17 protein-coding genes are annotated in these 19,505 nt (G+C 47.9%); 13 read left to right on the top strand and 4 right to left on the bottom strand.

Annotated features, from left to right (window positions below; all coding sequences use genetic code 11):
* Nucleotides 1-48 precede the first annotated feature (48 nt).
* The 9 genes from EIH22_RS06700 to miaA all read left to right on the top strand — a co-directional run bounded on the left by EIH22_RS06700 (nt 49) and on the right by miaA (nt 9,330).
* Entirely contained in the window at nt 49-2,760 is a 2,712-nt protein-coding gene (locus EIH22_RS06700; protein WP_407640830.1) for an FtsK/SpoIIIE family DNA translocase, read from the top strand.
* A gap of 143 nt (nt 2,761-2,903) precedes the next feature.
* On the top strand, nt 2,904-3,473 hold the full coding sequence (pgsA, locus tag EIH22_RS06695; protein ID WP_124055026.1) for a CDP-diacylglycerol--glycerol-3-phosphate 3-phosphatidyltransferase: 570 nt from the start codon (nt 2,904-2,906) through the stop codon (nt 3,471-3,473).
* Entirely contained in the window at nt 3,463-4,023 is a 561-nt protein-coding gene (locus tag EIH22_RS06690; protein ID WP_200829202.1) for a CinA family protein, read from the top strand. The genes pgsA and EIH22_RS06690 overlap by 11 nt, the downstream gene beginning before the upstream one ends.
* A 125-nt stretch (nt 4,024-4,148) precedes the next feature.
* Nucleotides 4,149-4,517, top strand: a complete 369-nt coding sequence (locus EIH22_RS06685; protein ID WP_124055024.1) for a helix-turn-helix domain-containing protein — start codon at nt 4,149-4,151, stop codon at nt 4,515-4,517.
* A 35-nt stretch (nt 4,518-4,552) separates the two neighbouring features.
* Complete coding sequence (locus EIH22_RS06680) at nt 4,553-4,795, top strand: DUF3046 domain-containing protein (protein ID WP_124055023.1); 243 nt, start codon at nt 4,553-4,555, stop codon at nt 4,793-4,795.
* 260 nt (nt 4,796-5,055) lie between these two features.
* The gene (recA, locus tag EIH22_RS06675; RefSeq protein WP_124055022.1) at nt 5,056-6,090 is read left to right on the top strand and encodes a recombinase RecA; all 1,035 of its coding nucleotides are present in this window, start codon (nt 5,056-5,058) and stop codon (nt 6,088-6,090) included.
* 2 nt (nt 6,091-6,092) lie between these two features.
* Complete coding sequence (locus tag EIH22_RS06670; RefSeq protein WP_124055021.1) at nt 6,093-6,692, top strand: regulatory protein RecX; 600 nt, start codon at nt 6,093-6,095, stop codon at nt 6,690-6,692.
* Between the two features lie 104 nt (nt 6,693-6,796).
* Nucleotides 6,797-8,347, top strand: a complete 1,551-nt coding sequence (gene miaB, locus EIH22_RS06665; protein WP_124055020.1) for a tRNA (N6-isopentenyl adenosine(37)-C2)-methylthiotransferase MiaB — start codon at nt 6,797-6,799, stop codon at nt 8,345-8,347.
* 11 nt (nt 8,348-8,358) lie between these two features.
* On the top strand, nt 8,359-9,330 hold the full coding sequence (gene miaA, locus EIH22_RS06660; protein ID WP_124055019.1) for a tRNA (adenosine(37)-N6)-dimethylallyltransferase MiaA: 972 nt from the start codon (nt 8,359-8,361) through the stop codon (nt 9,328-9,330).
* 53 nt (nt 9,331-9,383) lie between these two features.
* Here miaA and EIH22_RS06655 read toward each other — a convergent pair whose 3' ends face one another.
* Nucleotides 9,384-9,998: a class I SAM-dependent methyltransferase gene (locus tag EIH22_RS06655; protein WP_235001802.1), complete on the bottom strand. Its 615-nt coding sequence runs from the start codon at nt 9,996-9,998 to the stop codon at nt 9,384-9,386.
* A gap of 116 nt (nt 9,999-10,114) precedes the next feature.
* Here EIH22_RS06655 and hflX point away from each other — a divergent pair, with 116 nt between their 5' ends.
* Together hflX and EIH22_RS06645 are read left to right on the top strand one after the other, a co-directional pair.
* On the top strand, nt 10,115-11,593 hold the full coding sequence (gene hflX / locus EIH22_RS06650; protein WP_407640833.1) for a GTPase HflX: 1,479 nt from the start codon (nt 10,115-10,117) through the stop codon (nt 11,591-11,593).
* Between the two features lie 11 nt (nt 11,594-11,604).
* The gene (locus tag EIH22_RS06645) at nt 11,605-13,590 is read left to right on the top strand and encodes an ATP-dependent DNA helicase (protein ID WP_124055016.1); all 1,986 of its coding nucleotides are present in this window, start codon (nt 11,605-11,607) and stop codon (nt 13,588-13,590) included.
* Between the two features lie 36 nt (nt 13,591-13,626).
* Here the strand turns inward: EIH22_RS06645 and lexA are convergent, their stop codons facing one another.
* Nucleotides 13,627-14,367 (bottom strand): transcriptional repressor LexA, encoded by a 741-nt coding sequence (gene lexA, locus EIH22_RS06640; protein WP_124055015.1) that lies wholly within the window; start codon nt 14,365-14,367, stop codon nt 13,627-13,629.
* Between the two features lie 247 nt (nt 14,368-14,614).
* On the opposite strand from lexA, the gene EIH22_RS06635 reads away from it, so the two are divergent.
* Nucleotides 14,615-15,325 (top strand): hypothetical protein, encoded by a 711-nt coding sequence (locus EIH22_RS06635; protein ID WP_124055014.1) that lies wholly within the window; start codon nt 14,615-14,617, stop codon nt 15,323-15,325.
* Between the two features lie 46 nt (nt 15,326-15,371).
* Nucleotides 15,372-15,860, top strand: coding sequence for a transcriptional regulator NrdR (gene nrdR / locus EIH22_RS06630; RefSeq protein ID WP_124055013.1), 489 nt, complete (start codon nt 15,372-15,374; stop codon nt 15,858-15,860).
* Nucleotides 15,861-15,978: 118 nt separating this feature from the next.
* On the opposite strand, the gene EIH22_RS06625 is transcribed toward nrdR, so the two are convergent.
* Both EIH22_RS06625 and serA read right to left on the bottom strand, forming a co-directional pair.
* Nucleotides 15,979-18,081: an AMP-binding protein gene (locus EIH22_RS06625; RefSeq protein WP_200829201.1), complete on the bottom strand. Its 2,103-nt coding sequence runs from the start codon at nt 18,079-18,081 to the stop codon at nt 15,979-15,981.
* Nucleotides 18,082-18,255: 174 nt separating this feature from the next.
* A complete protein-coding gene (serA, locus tag EIH22_RS06620) occupies nt 18,256-19,464 on the bottom strand; it encodes a phosphoglycerate dehydrogenase (RefSeq protein ID WP_124055012.1) in 1,209 nt (402 codons plus the stop codon).
* Nucleotides 19,465-19,505 lie beyond the last annotated feature (41 nt).

Raw genomic sequence — 19,505 nt, 5'->3', positions numbered from 1 at the left:
ACACGGAAATGGACATGAAGTGGAGGTGATAAAGAATAGTGATGAGGAGTGAATTTGGTTCGGCAAAGTAAAAAACGCGAAACCATAGCTGGCGAAAGCGGTCGTAAGCCTGCAAACGCGAAAGCGTCGTTGGCGTCTTCACGTGTGCCACACCAAGAGGAGCTGGACTTAGATACCCCTCGTTCCCACGATGGTTTCGCGATAGTGCTGATAGGGCTTGCGATTGTCATTGCACTGCGTGAGTGGTTCTCAATGGACGGTCTGCTTCTCAACGTCTTGCATCACTTAGTGGCAGGTGTCCTTGGCGTCCTCGCCATTTTTATTCCGATTGTTTTAGTTGGAATGGCGATCAAACTATTCCGTCGTGCCACTGCGCGAAACAATCGACGCTTTACCTTGGCGCTCGCATTAATCATCGTAGCAATTTCAGGTATTTTGCATGTAGCCCTTGGTCAGCCAGATCCAACGATGAACTTCACCGCAGTTGAAAGTGCCGGTGGCATTTTAGGTTGGGTTATCGGAGGGGGATTAACCATGCTGGTATCGGTATGGGGTGCAATTCCTGTACTTGTTCTCCTTGCACTTTATTCACTCCTTTACGCGACCGAAACCTCGGTACGTGACCTTATCGACTGGGCAAAAGCAAAATCTCCTGATTCAAATTCAAAGGAAGATTCCGGTACCTCTGCCACGGCTGAAAACGAAGTGCCGGATGTTGAAGAAGACCCATCAGTTCGTCGGCCACGTCGCGGTAGACGAGGGCGAAGTGGTAGTGAGAATGCGAATGAACAGGAGGGGCAACCTACTGTTGTAGAATCACAAGATCCTACCATCGTTGCAACCGCTCCTACTAAAGTTAGTGGACTAACCGAGCCGAAGCCACGTACTAAGGCAGTCCAAAAGAAAGAACTGCGTGCTCCGAAACCTGAACCGATCCCTGATCGTACCGAGCAAATGGAGCTCTCTTCTAATGTAACTTATACCTTGCCATCGTTAGATATGCTGGTTGATGGTCCGCCGCACCTTGAAAGATCGCAGGCGAATGATGACGTCGTGGAAGCACTGACGCGGGTATTTTCAGAATTTAATGTTGATGCGCAAGTTGTTGGATTCTCGCGTGGCCCGACGGTTACCCAATATGAAGTTGAACTTGGTCCAGGTGTAAAGGTAGATCGAATAACTCAGCTTTCGAAAAATATCGCTTATTCTGTTGCTTCTGCTGATGTTCGAATTCTTTCGCCGATTCCAGGTAAATCAGCGATTGGAATTGAAATCCCGAATTCAGATCGTGAAACAGTGATGATCGGCGATGTTTTACGTTCGCCTGCAGCGCGCAAACAAACGCATCCACTCGTCGTCGGAATCGGAAAGAATGTTGGCGGGCAGTACGTTATCGCGAATTTGGCGAAAATGCCCCATCTTTTGGTTGCAGGTGCTACCGGTGCAGGTAAATCGTCGTTCATTAACTCGATGATCACATCTATTATGATGCGTTCTACGCCTGACCAAGTGCGGATGATTTTGGTTGATCCTAAGCGAGTCGAGCTGACTATATACGCAGGGATTCCTCACCTGATTACCCCGATTATCACGAATCCTAAAAAAGCTGCTGAAGCTCTTGAGTGGGTTGTACGTGAAATGGATTCACGCTACGACGATCTTGCGTCCTATGGCTACAAAAACGTTAGTGATTTCAACCAAGCGATTCGGGAAGGGAAGGTTACTTCTAAGGAAGGCTCGGAGCGCAAGCTAACCCCGTATCCATATCTTCTTGTAGTTATTGACGAACTTGCAGATCTCATGATGGTTGCGCCGCGAGATGTTGAAGCATCCATTCAGCGACTCACGCAGTTAGCACGAGCAGCAGGTATTCACCTGGTCATCGCTACGCAGCGCCCTTCGGTGGATGTTGTTACCGGTTTGATTAAGGCAAATATTCCATCCCGACTCGCCTTTATGACGTCCTCACTTGCTGATTCTCGCGTCATCCTGGATTCCTCGGGTGCGGAGAAACTCATCGGAATGGGTGATGCATTGTTTATGCCGATGGGAACTTCAAAACCGCTACGCGTTCAAGGTGCATGGGTTAATGAGGACGAAATCGAAGCCGTCGTAAACCACGTTAAGGCACAGATGCAGCCGGTTTATCGAGATGACGTCATCCCTAAGGTTGAAAAGAAAAAGATTGATGAAGAAATCGGTGATGATCTAGACACATTGCTACAAGCAGCAGAAATTGTGGTTAATACTCAGTTCGGATCAACATCCATGCTTCAACGTAAGTTGCGTATCGGTTTTGCGAAGGCCGGGCGCATGATGGACCTGTTGGAATCACGCGAAATTGTAGGACCTTCTGAAGGTTCGAAGGCTCGTGATGTTTTAGTAAGTCCAGAACAGCTTCCTGATGTTTTGGCCCTGATCAAGGGTGAAGATGTCCAGCTTCATAGCGAAGAAGAAGTGGAGGAGTCTGAGGATCGGTACGCAGATGCTGATTTCGGTGATGTCGATGTGGCTCGGGAAGCTGATGCAGATGTGAAGCCATTCAGTGCTGGTCATGCTGGGATCGATATGGACTCTTCAGCCGATGAAAATGAGTGGGATTCTGATGGATCACGCACCGTTGTTTATCAGCAGGATGACCGTTATGCCGACGATCCTCTAGCAACTGACAAGAAAACGATCGTCACTAATTACTACGACGACGAAAACCCAGAAGGGGAGTCTGGAGAGGATGCCTGGCAATTAACAGGTAGGCGCTAATCTAACGGATATACGCCGTTTGCTTGGTTTTGGATATGTTTTCTGAGTAAAGTGCGGCTAACTGGTTCCTCCTGTGTGACGGATTAACGCAATTGGACTAACCTTAGAGTGTGGTGAAAAAGCAAAGCGACAGCGTACCTGTAATGAACATTGCCAACGCCCTAACCATCTTGCGGTTGGTGTTGGTTCCTGTCTTTATTGTTGTGTTTCTAAACGACACGACTTTTTACAGATGGATCGCTTATATTGTTTTTGCAATTGCCGCAATTACTGACAAACTTGACGGTTACTATGCACGGTCGCGAAACCTGGTAACCGACTTTGGCAAACTTGCAGATTCCATTGCAGATAAAGCATTGATTATTAGCGCTCTGGTACTCTTGTCTATCCACGGATATCTGTGGTGGTGGGTGACGATTGTTTTCATCGTTAGGGAACTAGGAATAACGCTGATGCGTATGAAGATGCGCAAGATCAAGGTGATGGCTGCAGGGCAAGCTGGAAAAATTAAAATGGTTGCCCAATCATTCGGTATTGCCGGATTGCTCATTCCGTGGCAAAGTATTGCGCCAATCGAAGGCATGATCGCTCAAGGACTCATTTATTTTAGTTATGCTTTGATCGCGATCGCACTCTACTTTGCAATCTCTTCGGCAGTCGAATATATCAAAGAAGCGGTCCGATTAAGTCGAGCCAATGCGCATGAAGAATGAAGCACTGCCTGATATAGACATCTCATCGCTGGTGGAGCTGCCAAATAGCGAAGGATGTGTAGAGCGTGCGTTGGTAATCGCCCGAGAAATCCTAAAGCTCCTAGAAGAGCAACAAAGCACCCTAGCAGTAGCCGAATCGTTGACGGGAGGAAAACTCGCAAATGCATTTGTGACGGTTCCTGGAGCATCGTCGGTATTTCGGGGTGGTGCCGTTACATACGCTACGGATACAAAAGCATCTTTACTATCTGTGGATATCGACGTGCTTGGATCACGAGGGGCGGTAGATCCGCTGGTTGCGATGGAAATGGCTGAAGGTGTTAGTTCGCTATTTGGGGCTGATTATGCTCTTACAACGACTGGTGTTGCGGGTCCGGGGCCATCCGAAGGTAAGCCGGCAGGAACAGTATTTATTGGGGTAAAGACACCGGACTCTACGCATTTCTGGGGAGGAAGAATTTCCGGATCTCGTGAAGATGTAAGGAACGTCACAGTTGAAGTGGGACTAATGGCTTTATTGGCGGAAATTCGCGGAATTATTAAACCTTGAGCTTGCGTAATTTGCCCCTCCCAGGCTTTTTACAGCTATGGATGGGAATATAGAGAATGTCACCGCGTTATAGAAGGTGTGGAGCGAGAACTTCTCGCTAAGCAAACCTAGGAAGAGTGAACGAAATGACAATGAATTCGGAAGTTCGACACGAATCGACCCTTCTTCGTCGGGAGTTGGGTGATGTGTTGCGTGAATACCGTCAACGCCAAGGCCGTACCCTTCGTGAGGTTTCGTCGGATGCGCGAGTATCCCTCGGATATCTATCTGAAGTAGAACGAGGCCAGAAAGAGGCTTCCTCTGAATTGCTAGATTCTATCTGCAGGGCTCTCAATGTTCCATTGAGTCATGTTCTTCGTTTGGTGGCAGACCGTGTTGATCGTTCTGAAGGTCGCATTCCTCCGATGATGCGTCGTTCACAGATGCCGGTTCGTATTCCGGATTCGGTTCCAGAGTCATTGGTTGCGGCAGAGCTTGCTGCGATGCATCGTTGATCTGGCCGTAGCCTGTAAAAGAATTGATCGGCTGAATGAAGCATACTGAGTTCTGGGTCGTATTAGATCGTGCTTTTCCTGATGGGCGAGGACGTGCCCTTTCTCAAGATCTTTCCCTAGTGGAACTTGGTAACATTACGGCTCAAGAGGCGCTGAATCAAGGTTTAGATCCTCGTAAAATTTGGGAAGCAATTGTTGTTGAAATGGATCTTCCTCCTCAGTATGTGTATTTACATAGGATTGATCCTAAAGATTTTACGGTCTTGGTGCATCAATAAAGCTAAACATAAACGGTGGGGAAGTGTGAAAGTGCTTCCCCACCGTTTATGTTTGTGCGTGTCAAGTTTTATTCGAACGCATGTTCGGGTACGCTTTTCCTGTGCTTCGGAAATCGTGATCATTTTCCACAAGTGAAAGTGGCAACGGTTTTTGGCAGGAGGTCGAGCCTAACGTTGTACATGGAAAGTCGTTCGGAGAGAGCGAGCTCCATCAAAGACCTGTTCTATCCGTCGGCAATGCTTAAAAACAAAGGAAAACCATGGCAGCAAAGAAATCTGAAGATCGATCGAAAGCACTCGAAGTAGCGCTTGGGCAAATTGATCGTCAATTCGGAAAAGGCTCAGCAATGCGACTTGGTGATACTCCACCACAGCAAGTCAAAGTTATCCCCACTGGATCGCTCGCACTTGATATTGCCCTCGGAATTGGAGGTCTTCCTCGTGGTCGCGTCATTGAAATTTATGGTCCTGAATCCTCAGGAAAGACGACGGTTGCACTTCACGCTGTTGCCAGCGCCCAGCGAGAAGGTGGTATCGCTGCGTTTATCGATGCAGAACATGCTTTAGATCCCGAATATGCAAAGAAGCTCGGTGTTGATACTGACGCATTGGTAGTCGCGCAGCCGGATACTGGTGAACAAGCATTAGAAATTGCGGATATGTTAATTCGTTCGGGGGCTTTGGATATTATCGTTATCGATTCGGTCGCAGCACTAGTACCTAAGGCTGAAATCGAAGGTGAGATGGGTGATTCCCATGTTGGTCTACAAGCTCGTCTGATGTCGCAAGCATTGCGGAAGATTACCGGTGCATTGTCGGCTTCTGGTACAACGGCAATCTTCATCAACCAGCTCCGTGAGAAGATCGGTGTTTTCTATGGAAACCCAGAAACGACTACGGGCGGTAAAGCTCTAAAATTTTATTCTTCGGTTCGCCTTGATGTTCGACGTATTGAAACCTTAAAAGAAGGATCCAATCCAGTTGGAAACCGTACTCGTGTAAAGGTTGTGAAGAACAAGATGGCTCCACCTTTTAAACAAGCAGAATTCGATATTCTCTATGGTCAGGGAATCTCTACTGAAGGCGGAATCATTGATATGGCTGTTGAAGCGGGTATTGTACGTCGCTCAGGTGCTTGGTACACCTATGAAGGTGATCAGCTCGGACAGGGCAAAGAAAAAGCTCGGCAGTTCCTTCGCGATAATCCAGAGATTGCTGAAGAAATCGAGACTAAGGTTAAGACCCAACTAGGAATTGGACTAACTGCTGCAGAAGCTGAGGTTGAGCTAGATTAACGATGGTTAACTATGCTGAAGAAGCAGACTTTGTGGGGCGGGGTCGACGTAAAAAGCGAATCTCGCCCCAAGAAGCTATTGAAAAACGTCGTCTTCGTGATGAAAAGCGAACTGAACCTGAATGGCGAGCTATAGCAAGAGATATCGTCTATCGACAGCTCGCCATATCTGATCGCTCGGAAAAGCAACTCCGCGACGCACTCGAACGCAGAGAGGTGCCCGATGCAATTATCGAGGAAACTATTTCCAAGTTCTATGAAGCTGAATTAATTGACGATGGAAAATTTGCAAAGACGTTTGTGAAGATGCGGTTTGCAGATAAAACTACTTCTCGCAGGCAGCTGCGGGAGGATCTTCGTAAGAAGGGCGTGGATGGAGTAATAGCTGAGGAAGCACTAGCTCAAATTTCTGAAGAGGACGAATATCAAAAAGCAGCTAATTTCGTGGCGAAGAAAGCACGAGGATCTGCGAATTTGGATAAAGAAGTGTTACGTAGGCGGATCTATGGAGGATTGATGCGCCGAGGATTCTCTTCTCCAGTCATTAGTCGCGCTCTTGGCATTCTCGAAGAAGAATCAAAAGAATCCAATTTCTTCTATTAATGATGACGTGAATGGGTATTCGCGGCAGTCTAAGGTGTGCTCTACGCCTATATCCACTTTATCGAATCGCGGAAAATAGCGTAACTGGATTAGAATTTACGGCGATGAACGAACAGATGACTGAACAAACACTTCCAAAAACCTATGCACTTCGTACTCTGGGATGCCAGATGAATGTGCATGACTCAGAGCGGTTAGCGGGCTTACTTGATGAAGCTGGCTATGTCCCGGTTGAATTAGTCCCTCAAAAAATGGCTCGAGCTACTGAAGCTGGTGACCAAGGCGCTGACGTACTCGTTATTAATACCTGTTCGGTTCGCGAAAACGCCGCAACAAAGTTGTTTGGAAATCTTGGTCAGCTCGCAACAGTTAAACGCGAGCGTCCAGACATGCAGATAGCGGTTGGTGGATGCTTAGCTCAGCAGCTACGTGAAGGAATCGTCGAAAAGGCACCATGGGTGGACGTTGTTTTAGGTACGCACAACCTCGATGTTCTTCCAGTTTTGCTCGAGCGTGCTCGTCACAACAAGGAAGCTGCTGTTGAAATTGAAGAGTCTTTGAAGGTGTTTCCGTCAACTCTTCCAACCCATCGCGAGTCAGCATCTGCTGCTTGGGTTTCAATTTCGGTTGGGTGTAATAACACCTGTACTTTCTGCATCGTTCCTCATCTGCGTGGCAAGGAGAACGATCGACGGCCAGGAGAAATTCTCTCTGAGATTGATGCCGTTGTTTCTGAAGGTGCCATTGAAGTAACGTTGCTAGGTCAGAACGTAAATTCCTATGGAGTCAGCTTTGGTGATCGTGGTGCTTTCGCTAAGTTGCTTCGTGCCACAGGGAATATCGAGGGGCTCGAACGCGTTCGTTTTACTTCTCCGCACCCAGCCGCATTTACTGATGACGTAATTGATGCAATGGCTGAAACTCATAACGTAATGCCGTCCCTTCATATGCCTCTTCAATCAGGGTCTGATCGGATTCTGCGCCTCATGCGGCGCTCGTACCGCTCCACCAAGTTCCTCGGGATTCTTGATCGTGTGCGCGAACAGATTCCACAAGCGGCCATTACAACGGACATCATCGTCGGTTTCCCAGGTGAAACCGAAGAAGACTTCCAACAGACCCTTGATGTTGTAGAGGCATCGAGATTTAGTTCGGCATTTACATTCCTTTATTCGCCACGTCCAGGAACTCCAGCTGCTGATATGGAAGACCAAGTCCCAGTAGAAGTAGCAAATGACCGTTTTCAGCGGCTCATTGACCTACAGAAACGGATTTCCACAGAGGAAAATCAGAAACTTGAAGGAACGACGGTTAATGTTCTTGTTTCTGCCCAGGAGGGAAGAAAAGACGAGCATACCGCTCGAATCACTGGTCGTGCAGAGGACAACCGTCTAGTGCATGTTGCCCTACCAAACGAACTTTCGATACTGCCTCGTCCTGGTGACGTCGTCACAGCGACTGTTACACATGGTGCGCCATTCCACCTAGTTGCAGATTCCGCGCTCCACGGTGGCGAGTTTTCAATACGTGCTACTCGTGCTGGAGATGCATGGGAATATGGCGAACGTAGGAAAGACGAACTAATGCGCGAAGCCACTGGGCAAGCCCCTGTATCTTTGGGATTGCCTACTATTGGCTTGCGTCCGCAGAACTGAGAGAACCGCAGATGGATCCGTCCCGTGGAGCTCCACAAGAAGCTCCCATCATTTGTATTGCAGGAGCTACTGCGAGCGGTAAAACACGTCTGTCCATTGATCTCGCCTATGCATTAGGCGGACCAGATCGAGTTGAGATTATCTCTGCTGATGCGATGCAGCTATATCGAGGGATGAATATAGGCACTGCGAAAATTACAGATGAGGAGCGCCGTGGTGTTAAGCATCATCAAATAGACGTCTTAAATATTTCCGAAGAAGCTTCGGTTGCCGCATATCAGAAGTATGCGCGTCGAGATCTTCACTCGATTCACGAGCGAGGAAAAATCCCGATCGTGGTTGGAGGTTCAGGACTCTACATATCCGGGCTATTGGATGAATTGAATTTTCCAGGAACGGACCTTGATGTTCGTAAAGAGTTAGAACAGCGCTTCGCTACCGAGGGTCTATCTCCTCTAGTGGCCGAACTCAAGGTTAAGGATCCTACGTCGGCGAAGATTATCGATACTGCTAATCCTAGGCGTGTTATTCGTGCTTTAGAGGTAGTAACTATCACTGGTAAGTCCTTTACCCCCATATTTCCACGGCACACGCGTCATTTTCGAAATACTTTCTTTTTTGGCCTTGAGGTTGATAAACAGGTATTGAACGAAAGAATTGAGACGCGAGTTGTGCAGATGTACAAAGACGGCCTTGTTGAGGAAACCGAAGGTCTTATTGCTAATGGTTTGATTGAGAGCCCTACCGCTGGCAAGGCAACAGGGTATGCCCAAACAGTTGAATATCTGCACGGAAATATCACACTTGCTGAGGCGATTGAACAGGTATCTCTCAGCACTCGCAGGCTCGCAAAGAAACAGCGAACTTGGTTCGGAGCTGATCCTCGAATTAATTGGTGCCGTGTATCCGATGACACCTCGATAGATCGCCATGAAGAGCTTCGAGGAATAGCGGATAGAATCGTTAAAGAACTAAATTTTTAAGCTGACCATGCGAAGGCGGTAGTTAGAGATTGTTAGTTCGAAGGAGGCGGACGTTAGCGAGAAATCTCAAAAACGCGGAAGCCTTTTGATGAACCAATTTTTTCAACCGTGTATCCATTTTTGGTAATCCAGCGAGCGAGCGAATCTGCGCCTAAATTCTTCTGAACAACGATAAATGCTTTTCCCTGAGGACTCAACAGGTCAAACCATTGCGAAAGTAGTTCATGGAGTTCGGTTTTACCGATCCTGATTGGCGGGTTCGACCACATCAAGTCAATTGTTTGTCCCGAATCTTTAAGGCGTTGATAAGCGTTTTTAGAGTTATCGATGCTAGCGTTTTTAACGTGGTTGGTGGCGATATTTTCAGCGGCGAGCGCCATCGCGCGTTCATTTATATCTACACCAAGAACGACGGCGTTGGGAGCTTCGGTAGCTAAGGCAAGGGTGATTGGCCCCCAGCCGCATCCAAGATCAACGGCAAGCGCTCCTGATGGAACTTGAGGTGATGGAACTTTCGAGAGCAGAACTGCAGTTCCTTTATCTAATCCGTGAGTGGAAAAAACCCCATTTTGAGTATGAATCGAAAATTCGTTACCGCGGATTTCAAGATTAAACCGATGCTCTTTTACATCTGAATCAGGCTGGGAAGAAAAATAATGATCACTCACGACTCTAGAATACCGTGTCTTGGAGCCGTTGTTTTGCTCGCATGGAGTCGGTGTTTTCACAGTGTCGAAATAATTCATAACATGAGAGAATAGAACCAGAAGATTGGAGTCCGATTATTAATACTCAACCTAGTGAACGCAACAACAAATCAATTGAACTTGACCCGCATATCGGTACAGCTCTGCAGCAAGATCCTGCTTATAACGGCTCGTGGGCAGGAGATGATTTTGAACGTGGTGTAAGAAGTTCGCTAAAGCGAGTAGTTGATGTTGCTTCTGAGCGAGAAGAACTCGTTGATATCGAATACCGGCAGCTTCGCCTTGAAAAGGTTGTTCTAGCAGGTTTATGGCTTGATGGTACCTTGGAATCGGCTGAGGATTCTTTACGTGAATTAGCTGCTCTTGCGGAAACAGCGGGCTCTGAAGTGATGGACGGTCTTATTCAACACCGCCAATTACCCGATCCAGCAACATTTCTTGGATCCGGAAAAGCTAAAGAACTTGGCGAAATTGTTGCTCAAACCGGTGCCGATACAGTAATTGTTGATTCGGAATTGGCACCTTCTCAACGCCGAGCTCTCGAAGATATCGTCAAAGTAAAAGTCATTGATCGAACAGCTTTGATTCTCGATATTTTTGCGCAGCACGCTAAGTCGCGAGAGGGCAAAGCTCAAGTGGAGCTTGCGCAGCTGGAGTATCTGTTGCCTCGCCTACGTGGTTGGGGAGATTCGATGTCTCGCCAGGCTGGTGGTCGCGTCGCAGGTGGTGCGGGGATTGGTTCGCGCGGTCCAGGCGAAACGAAAATCGAGCTAGACCGTCGTCGTATTCGAACGCGTATGGCGAAGCTTCGTAAAGATATTGCGAATATGAAACCTGGGCGCGAAACTAGACGTAGTACGCGTCGTCGGAATAAGATTCCTTCGGTCGTAGTGGTTGGATATACGAATGCTGGGAAGTCTTCCCTGATGAATGTGCTAACAGATGCTGGAGTCTTGGTTGAAAACGCACTGTTTGCAACCTTGGATCCAACTGTGCGTCGTACTGAAACAGCTGACGGACGTGAATACACGTTAACAGACACAGTCGGCTTTGTACGTTCCCTTCCTACTCAACTGGTGGAGGCATTTAGATCTACACTGGAGGAAGTTGCAGAATCAGACCTTATTTTGCACGTTGTTGACTCTGCACATTCAGATCCGATCGGGCAAGTCCAAGCTGTCCACGATGTCCTTCGTGATGTAGAAGGAACCCTAGATATTCCTGAGCTCATTATTCTGTCTAAGAGTGATTTAGCGAATCCAGTTGATATAGCTGCTCTGCGCTCGCGTTTTCCGCAATCAATAGCGATTAGTTCGGTCACTGGGGAAGGAATCGAAGATCTTAAAGTACAGATTGAGAAGATGCTTCCTCGACCGTCAATTCATATCGATACGGTTATTCCATATACACGTGGCGATTTGGTATCCCAGATCCATGCCGATGGTGAGATCCTCACTGAAGAATTTACTGATGCAGGTACTCGCGTAATTGCACGTATTACGAATGAGATAGCCGCTCACATTGAATCAGCGGGAATCCCTCTTAAACAGGCCTAGGAATCGACGCGATGAGTAATGGTCGGCTCGGGGACGTGACCGCTGAACAAGTGAGCGCAGGGGCCGTTCTGCATGAGGTAGTAAAACGAATTGGTGGTCTACCACGCGCAGGTCAGATCCAGATGGTTGAAGAAGTAACTGAGGCTCTCAGTAACGATGATCATCTTATGGTTCAGGCGGGAACTGGCACCGGAAAATCATTTGGGTATCTTGTTCCCGCGTTGTTGAACGCAGTTCAACGTCAGCAAAAGTCAATTATTTCTACCGCTACCTTGGCACTACAACGGCAGATCATTCGTCACGATGCGCCGTTAGTTTCCGACGTCGTCTACGAGCTTACCGGGACACGACCACAAGTTGCGTTGTTGAAAGGTTGGAACAATTACGTTTGCCTGCGCAAGGCAAATGGTGGTTATCCCGAGGAAGGTACCTTGCTTTCGCGCGCAGAGGGAGAATTTGGGGCCAGTGCAACGGGTGAAGAAGTCGTTCGTGCCCGCGAGTGGTCAATGGTTACAGATACCGGCGATCGTGATGACTTGGTTCCGGGCGTGAGTGACAAGGTCTGGTCACAGGTTTCCGTTCCCAAGCGTGAGTGCATCGGAGATACATGTCCTTTACGAGGCTCCTGTTTTGCGCAGTTGGCTAGGCAAGAAGCTGAAGATGCCGACGTCGTCGTAACTAATCACGCTATGCTGGGAGTTCAAGCTAACCAGACGCCGGTACTGCCGCCCAAGGACGCGTATATTATCGACGAAGCACATGATCTGGTGGAGCGAGTGACCTCGCAGCTGACAAGTTCACTTTCGCGCTACGATGTGACGTCAGTTGCGCGCATGATGCGTCATAGTGGGTTGGATGATTCGGATCTCGATCTTAGTGCTGATGAGCTTAATGAAGCGCTTAAAATGATTCCGGAAGGTCGAATCCTTGAGTTCGACGAAGACTTTACTGATGCTATTGCACGGTTGCTCGGGAGAATACAAGCAGCGGGTGAGAACGTTGCTGGGCTGAGCTCTAAAGACGAGGCTCAGGCTACCGCGAAGCAAATTCTTCGCTCACGACTTCAAGAGCTTTCAGAGTTTGCGCACAACGTCCTAGGTGACGCAATTGAAAATGAACAGCTTGTGGCGTGGAAAACCCAGTCTCTGGACGGTTATCAGTCGTGCCATCTAGCGCCGTTGGATGTTTCTGTATCGATTGCGCATCATCTTTTTGAAGAAAACCCAGTTGTCTTGACTTCGGCGACCTTGAAACTGGGCGATTCATTCGACGCGATGGCGAACCGAGTTGGGTTTTCTCTCGGAGGTAAAGAATCCTGGCGTGGGGTCGACGTCGGATCTCCATTTTCGCCTCATACCCAGGGTGTTCTCTATGTAGCTTCCGATCTTCCAATACCGGGTAAGCAAGGCTACGGCGAAGAACATTTAAATGAAATTCGGCTTTTAATTGAAGCCTCGGGTGGGGGAGCGCTGGGCTTATTTACATCTAAGTCAGCAGCTGTTCGCGCCGCTGAATTTATGCGGGAAAATTCGAGAATGAGGGTTTTATGCCAAGGGGAAGATCAGCTTTCGACGCTGGTGGAAGAGTTTGCACAAGATGATGCAGCCTCTCTTTTTGGCACGCTATCGCTCTGGCAGGGAGTGGATATTCCTGGGCATACCAATCGCTTGGTGATCATAGATCGCATTCCCTTCCCGCGCCCTGATGAGCCTTTGGCTCAAGCGCGTTCGCAGTCAATTTCAAAGCACGGTGGGAACGGCTTTATGTCGGTTGCGGCTACGAATGCTGCCCTCCTGCTGGCTCAAGGAGCAGGGCGATTGCTTCGACGGATTGATGATCGTGGCGTAGTCGCCGTACTTGATCCGCGGTTACGAAACGCTCGTTATGCTGGCTTCTTGCTTAATTCAATGCCGGGTATGTGGAGAACGACCGATCGGGCAGTAGTGACAGGAGTCCTACAACGGAATGCGCAATGCCAAGCTGGAGAAAGTAAGTGATTAAGAGCCAGTGCGTTATGTAAAGCTTGCGATTGCTTAGAGTGACCGTAAAACAGTAACTACTTTTCCAACGATCTGAGCATTGTCTCCTGGAATTGGATCGTAGTCAGGGTTTTGAGGCATTAACCAAATATGGCCATCTCGTTTTTGGAATACCTTTACCGTTGCTTCGCCATCGATAACGGCGGCCACAATTTCGCCATATTCAGCAACGGGTTGCCTACGAACAACTACCCAATCTCCATCGCAGATAGCGGCGTCAATCATCGAATCTCCACTAACAAGCAACATGAAAAGGTCGCCAGTTCCGGTGAGTTGTTTGGGTAAAGGGAAAACATCTTCGACTTCTTGTTCGGCAAGAATCGGTGTTCCTGCTGCGATTCTTCCAACCAGCGGAACGTTGACAGGCTCAGATACCTGGTAGCGATGATCGTCTACTGTTACGCCCGACTGGACACTCTTGGCTTGAGAAATATTAGCTACAGAAGTAGGTGCGGAACTGGTCAAACTTCCTGGCGTTAGACCACGAGTAGACCGAATAAAATCCTCGCCGATTTCAGTTACTTCAATGGTGCGCGATCTGCGTGCATCACGTGAGATAAGACCTAGCTTCTCAATTAGATCAAGTTGGTACTTGGCCGAGGAAGTAGAAGCGAGTCCAACGGCCTCGCAGATTTCACGAACGGTTGGGGGGTAGCCGTGCTTATCAATCGAATCCCAAATATGTTCGAAGATTAACCGTTGACGGTCCGTTAAAGAAATGTTGGGACTAGTCATGATTACTCCTCGGTTTGAAAATTCCGTAGAAATATACGGTCAAAACAACAATGAAACTCTAATAAGTCAATCGGCAACCGTTTTTGACAGGAGACGATTGTTAACTTTCTAGTACAAGCTTAAAGGCTAAGAAACAAGAATTCAAACATTTGTTCGAGGTTATCGAACGTGTGTTCTGGACAAGTTTACAAATTTAGACTATTGTTTAGAACAGATGTTCGACGAACGTTTGTTCGAGGAGGAAAATATGTCTGCTATTAAAGTTCGTACCGAGCAAGCTCGAAATATTCAAGCTACCCGCTCGCTTCGCGCTGTGAAGACTGTTACCAAGCAGAATCCGGTGGGGTGCGGTAACGCAGTTTGTAACAGTCCAGCAGGGCAAAATTTCCCCGAGCTATCGATCGTTCGAACGGCTCCTAATTCGGTAACGCTGGATCGTCCTGTTGGAACCCGCCATAGTGTAGTTCGTCCAGACCGACCACGCTCGCGTGGGGCTGCTTCTGTTTACGCTGTTCCATCTGCTTACTCAGCATCTGGACTGAGTGTTGAGTCGGGAGAATGGATCGAGGTATCGCCACAGGAGGCAAATCAGCGAGTTGCTAGGGAAGTAACGGAAAGTAAACTCTATGAGTTTCGTAAGTACAATGTAGCGCGAAAAATCGTTCGACCCGGATTGCGTCAAACTGGCGCGGGGCACAATACTCGACTATCTCAAGTTGCGCCTTTGCCTATGAATTCCCAAATAGCATCATCGGCAACTGCTGTTGATTCATATGTTTACGGACGTGGTTTCTTTAAGATTCTTGCTGTATTACTCGTTCTTTTTGCAGTTTTCACGGTAGGTATCCTTGGTGTAGGAGTTGTGAATGGTAGTTTATTTGCTCAGTCTGCACACACAGTTTCTGAAGGAAACGCGATTTCTCATGTGTTAAATGTTTCGTCTGTTTTCTTGAATTAATTGCTTCAACTTGCCATATGAGTGGCTTGGCAATTAGTTTGAGCGTATGCATTGCCCTTTTTGCCGACATCCTGATTCTCGTGTTATTGATACTCGTACGAGTGACGATGGTTTTACAATTCGTCGTCGCCGTGAGTGTCTAGAGTGTAAACGCCGTTTTTCCACGACAGAAACGGCATCGTTGACCGTAATTAAGCGGTCTGGTGCTAGTGAACCATTCAGTCGCGAAAAAATCATTTCGGGTGTGGGAAAGGCATGCCAAGGCCGTCCGGTAACTGAAGACCAGCTAGCTGTATTAGCCCAGCAAGTGGAAGAAGCGGTCCGAGCTCACGGGGCTTCGCAGATAGAAGCACACGATATCGGTTTGGCGATCCTCGAACCGCTACGCAATCTTGACCAAATAGCGTATTTGCGTTTCGCCTCGGTATATTCGAGCTTCGATACTCTTGAGGACTTCGAACAAGCGATCCAAGACCTTCGTCAAGATTCCAACCTTCAAGTGCAAGCTGATCCCAACGGCAGTGATGCATATTAGCGAAAACTGTGAACTCAAGGCTGTCATCTGGTAAACCCCTGAAGAGCACAAGGGACTTGCCCAGTGAACTTCAGGGGTTTACTTCAAATTCGTTTCTGACGTTACAAAGTACGTAGAATCAATTCCTATTTTCTTGATTTTCCTCAGAAGTTGGAGCACTTGAATCTGGACTGGTTTTAGTTTCGGTTTCAGCAATATTGCCAGAGGAAACTGCGGCACCATCGAAGTTAACAGTTTCCTCACCGTCTCCTTGGGTAGACTTACCGGCGGAGAACTGAGCTAACCATGACTTGAAATTTTCGACCGTAATTCCGTTGCTTTCTGCAAAGGTTTTGATTTCCTCTGAAGAAGGCGTATGCTCATTCACCCAAGTCTTAACGCGTTCAAATTGAGCGCCGTTCGCTTCAGTCCAGTCACGGATTTGCTCTTGAGTGGCACCTGTAATTGTGTGCATCGACTGCAAGTATGAATCTAATCGTGAGCTTGCCGCAGAAGAAGCATCAGAAAGTTTTTGTTTCCATTGACCTGAATTTAGTTCAAAGTGCTGGAGCTGCTCTTTGACGCTCTTCCTCATGACTTTACCAAGTTGAGAACGCGGGAGGTCGTCGAAGATTGCAATGGATTTTGGCATTGCATAATGTGACAGTTTTCCTTCGGTCCAGCGTCGTACTGATTCCAGATCTACCTTAGCGCCCGGCTCAAGAACCAAGGCTGCAACTACAGATTCTCCAAAGGAATCTGCGGGCATACCCACAACCGCGACATCTACCACGCCTGGCATATCACGCACCGCAGATTCAACTTCCGATGGGTATACATTAAATCCACCATTAATGATCATTTCTTTGCGACGATCAGCCATGATGAGGAATCCATCGTCCCAACGAGCTAAATCGCCGGTGCGGAGCCAACCATTCCAGAAGACTGCCTCGGTTTCCTCAGGATTATTATGGTAGCCGACGAAGATCTGCGGTCCGCGTACCAGAATTTCTCCCACTTCGCCAATAGGCATCTCTTTACTTGGGTCCTCTGGGTCTGTAATCAATACCTCTGTTGCTGGGAAAGGGAGCCCGAGAGTGGAAGGCCGGCGCTGGTCGGAATAGGGTGAACCAGCAATCACTGGGCTAGCTTCGCTCATTCCGTAACCTTCGATCATAAAACCGCCGGTTGTATTTTCCCATTTTGCGGCAAGATCTGGGTGTAAAGGCATAGCTCCGCTTACCGAAAAACGGATTGATTTGAGATTTACGGATGGTCGGTCTTCTATGCTCTTAAGGATTTTGTCGAACATCGGAGGTACCCCTCCGAAGAAAGTGATGGGGTGTCGTGAATGGGCAGCTAAAAGAATGTCAACATCGAAGGTTGGGGTCATTACCTGGGTGGCAGCCATATTGACACAAACCGAAAGTGAAAGTTGTAGACCGAAAGCATGGAAGAAAGGAAGAACTGCAGCTACAGTTTCTTTTCCACGTTTGAAGTCAGTGAGCCAATACTCTACTTGCAGTGAGTTTGAGACTAAGTTGCTGTGAGTTAACTGAACAGCCTTCGGGCTACCGGTTGTTCCACCTGTTTGAATCAAAACAGCTACGTCCTCGAGTTCTGGACGCTGGACTGAATTGAGGTTCATAGGATCGGCGTGGAAGACTTGGTTGTCCCACGAATGGACTCCAGCTGGAACCTTTCCTCGAAGTTTTGCGCGTTGTGCGCGAGCCGCTTTGAGTGGCAATTTCAGAAGAATCTGCGACTTTTTTGGAAGAGCGCGCGTGATGTCTACTGCCAAGTATGTGAAGCCGTGAAGGGTTTTATCGGTGGTCAGTTTTTCAACTGTTTGCTCCCAGGCAATGACGATGCGTGCCCCTGAGTTTTTGAGTTGCTCAAGGATCTGGCTTGGTGGGGCAAGTGGATTGTGCTCAGAGACCGTCGCACCGAGATACATCGCGGCATAGAATGCAACATAATGCTGAGGGCAATTTGGCATAATCAGTGCAACAACATCCCCGCGCCGTACTCCGCACATTGTAAGGACTGTGGCGGCGCGTTTGACCTCTTCGTGGATTTGAGAATAAGTAAATTCCCTACCTAAAAAGTCAATTGCAACTCGATTTGGGTAGTCTCTGACCGCTGAATCCAGCTTCTTTTCAAGAGTTTCAGTTACGGATTCAATTGTCCAAGGAACGCCCGCACTGTAGTGCTCCATAGCAGCTTCTTGAGCTTTATTCACGATACTATCTCCCTGCGTAATAAACTCTCACTGCAAATATTACAGCGTTTAGCCATATTGTAATCAAATAATATAAAATCGTCACTTGGGAACCGATGGGCTGGAATACACCGAGCTACGAATATGTTATGGAAACCTATGAACATGCTTGGAATAGTCGGCAAAGGCGGTGCTTTACCGCTTCGGCAGCACTCTCAAACGAATGTGCATAGAGGATTGCTGCAGCTCATCAAGAACTTGATCCGGTACTTCGGTTGCAGAATCCGTGACCATATACCCGTACTCGCCACGAGTAGCAAGTGACTGGTAAGTAATATTAGCACCGGCGTCGGCGAACAACTGGTTGACACGAGCAAGGGCGCCAGGAGTGTTCCGATGAACCCAGGCAACTCGGTAAATTGACTCCTCAGAAGGTGAAGAAGCCAAATTTGGCAAATTGACCGACATGTCGGTTTCGCCTTTTCGAATGTAATTCATGAGTTTGCCAGAGACGAACTGCCCGATCGATTCTTGAGCTTCGAGAGTGGAGCCACCGATATGGGGAGTCAAAATTACATTGGAATACCCTAAAAGTGAAGATTCAAAGTGTTCACCATTGGCATTCGGTTCATGTGGAAATACGTCAATACCGGCACCAACAATTGTTCCATCTTCTAGTTTTTCGCGTAGCGCTTCGAGATCAACGGTATGGCCACGAGAAAGATTGATGAAAATCGATCCGCGCTTCATTTTGTCAAACATTGCGCGTGAGAAGAAATTGGTATTAGACGACCGTCCATCGATATGGAGGCTAACTACATCGGACTGAGCCAAAAGTGCATCAAGCGTCGATGTGCGCTGAGCATTTCCTAGGGCAAGTTTTTCTGCAATATCGTAGAATACAACGTTCATGCCGATTGCTTCTGCGACGACGGACAACTGGGAACCGATCGAACCGTAACCGATAATTCCTAAGGTTTTCCCGCGGATTTCGTGTGATCCTACCGCGGATTTTTCCCATAATCCGCGGTGTAAAGCTTCATTTCGTTGCGGAATCTGGCGAGCAAGTGAAATCAGTTCACCAATCACCATTTCTACAACCGAGCGCGTATTGGAATAAGGTGCATTGAACACTGCTACACCGTGTTGTGAGGCAGCGCTGAGGTCAATCTGATTTGTGCCAATGCAAAAGGCGCCAATCGTCGTTAACGACGGCGCAGATTCGAGTACTTTTTTCGTAACATAAGTCTTAGATCGAATTCCCAAAACGTTTACGCCGTCGAGTGCTTCAATGAGGTCATCTTCCGATAGTGCACCAGATACGCGGCGGATATCGCATCCGTATCGGTGGAAGGTTTCGTCAGCGGACGTGTGCGGGTTTTCGAGAAGCAATATCTTAGTCACAGATTAACTCTCGACCGAATTCGCCCATTTTTCAAATATGT

The organism is Arcanobacterium ihumii, assembly GCF_900604515.1.
Lineage (GTDB): Bacteria > Actinomycetota > Actinomycetes > Actinomycetales > Actinomycetaceae > Arcanobacterium_A > Arcanobacterium_A ihumii.
Note: the sequence above shows the minus strand (reverse complement) of the source record. Positions and strands in the feature narration are given on the sequence as shown.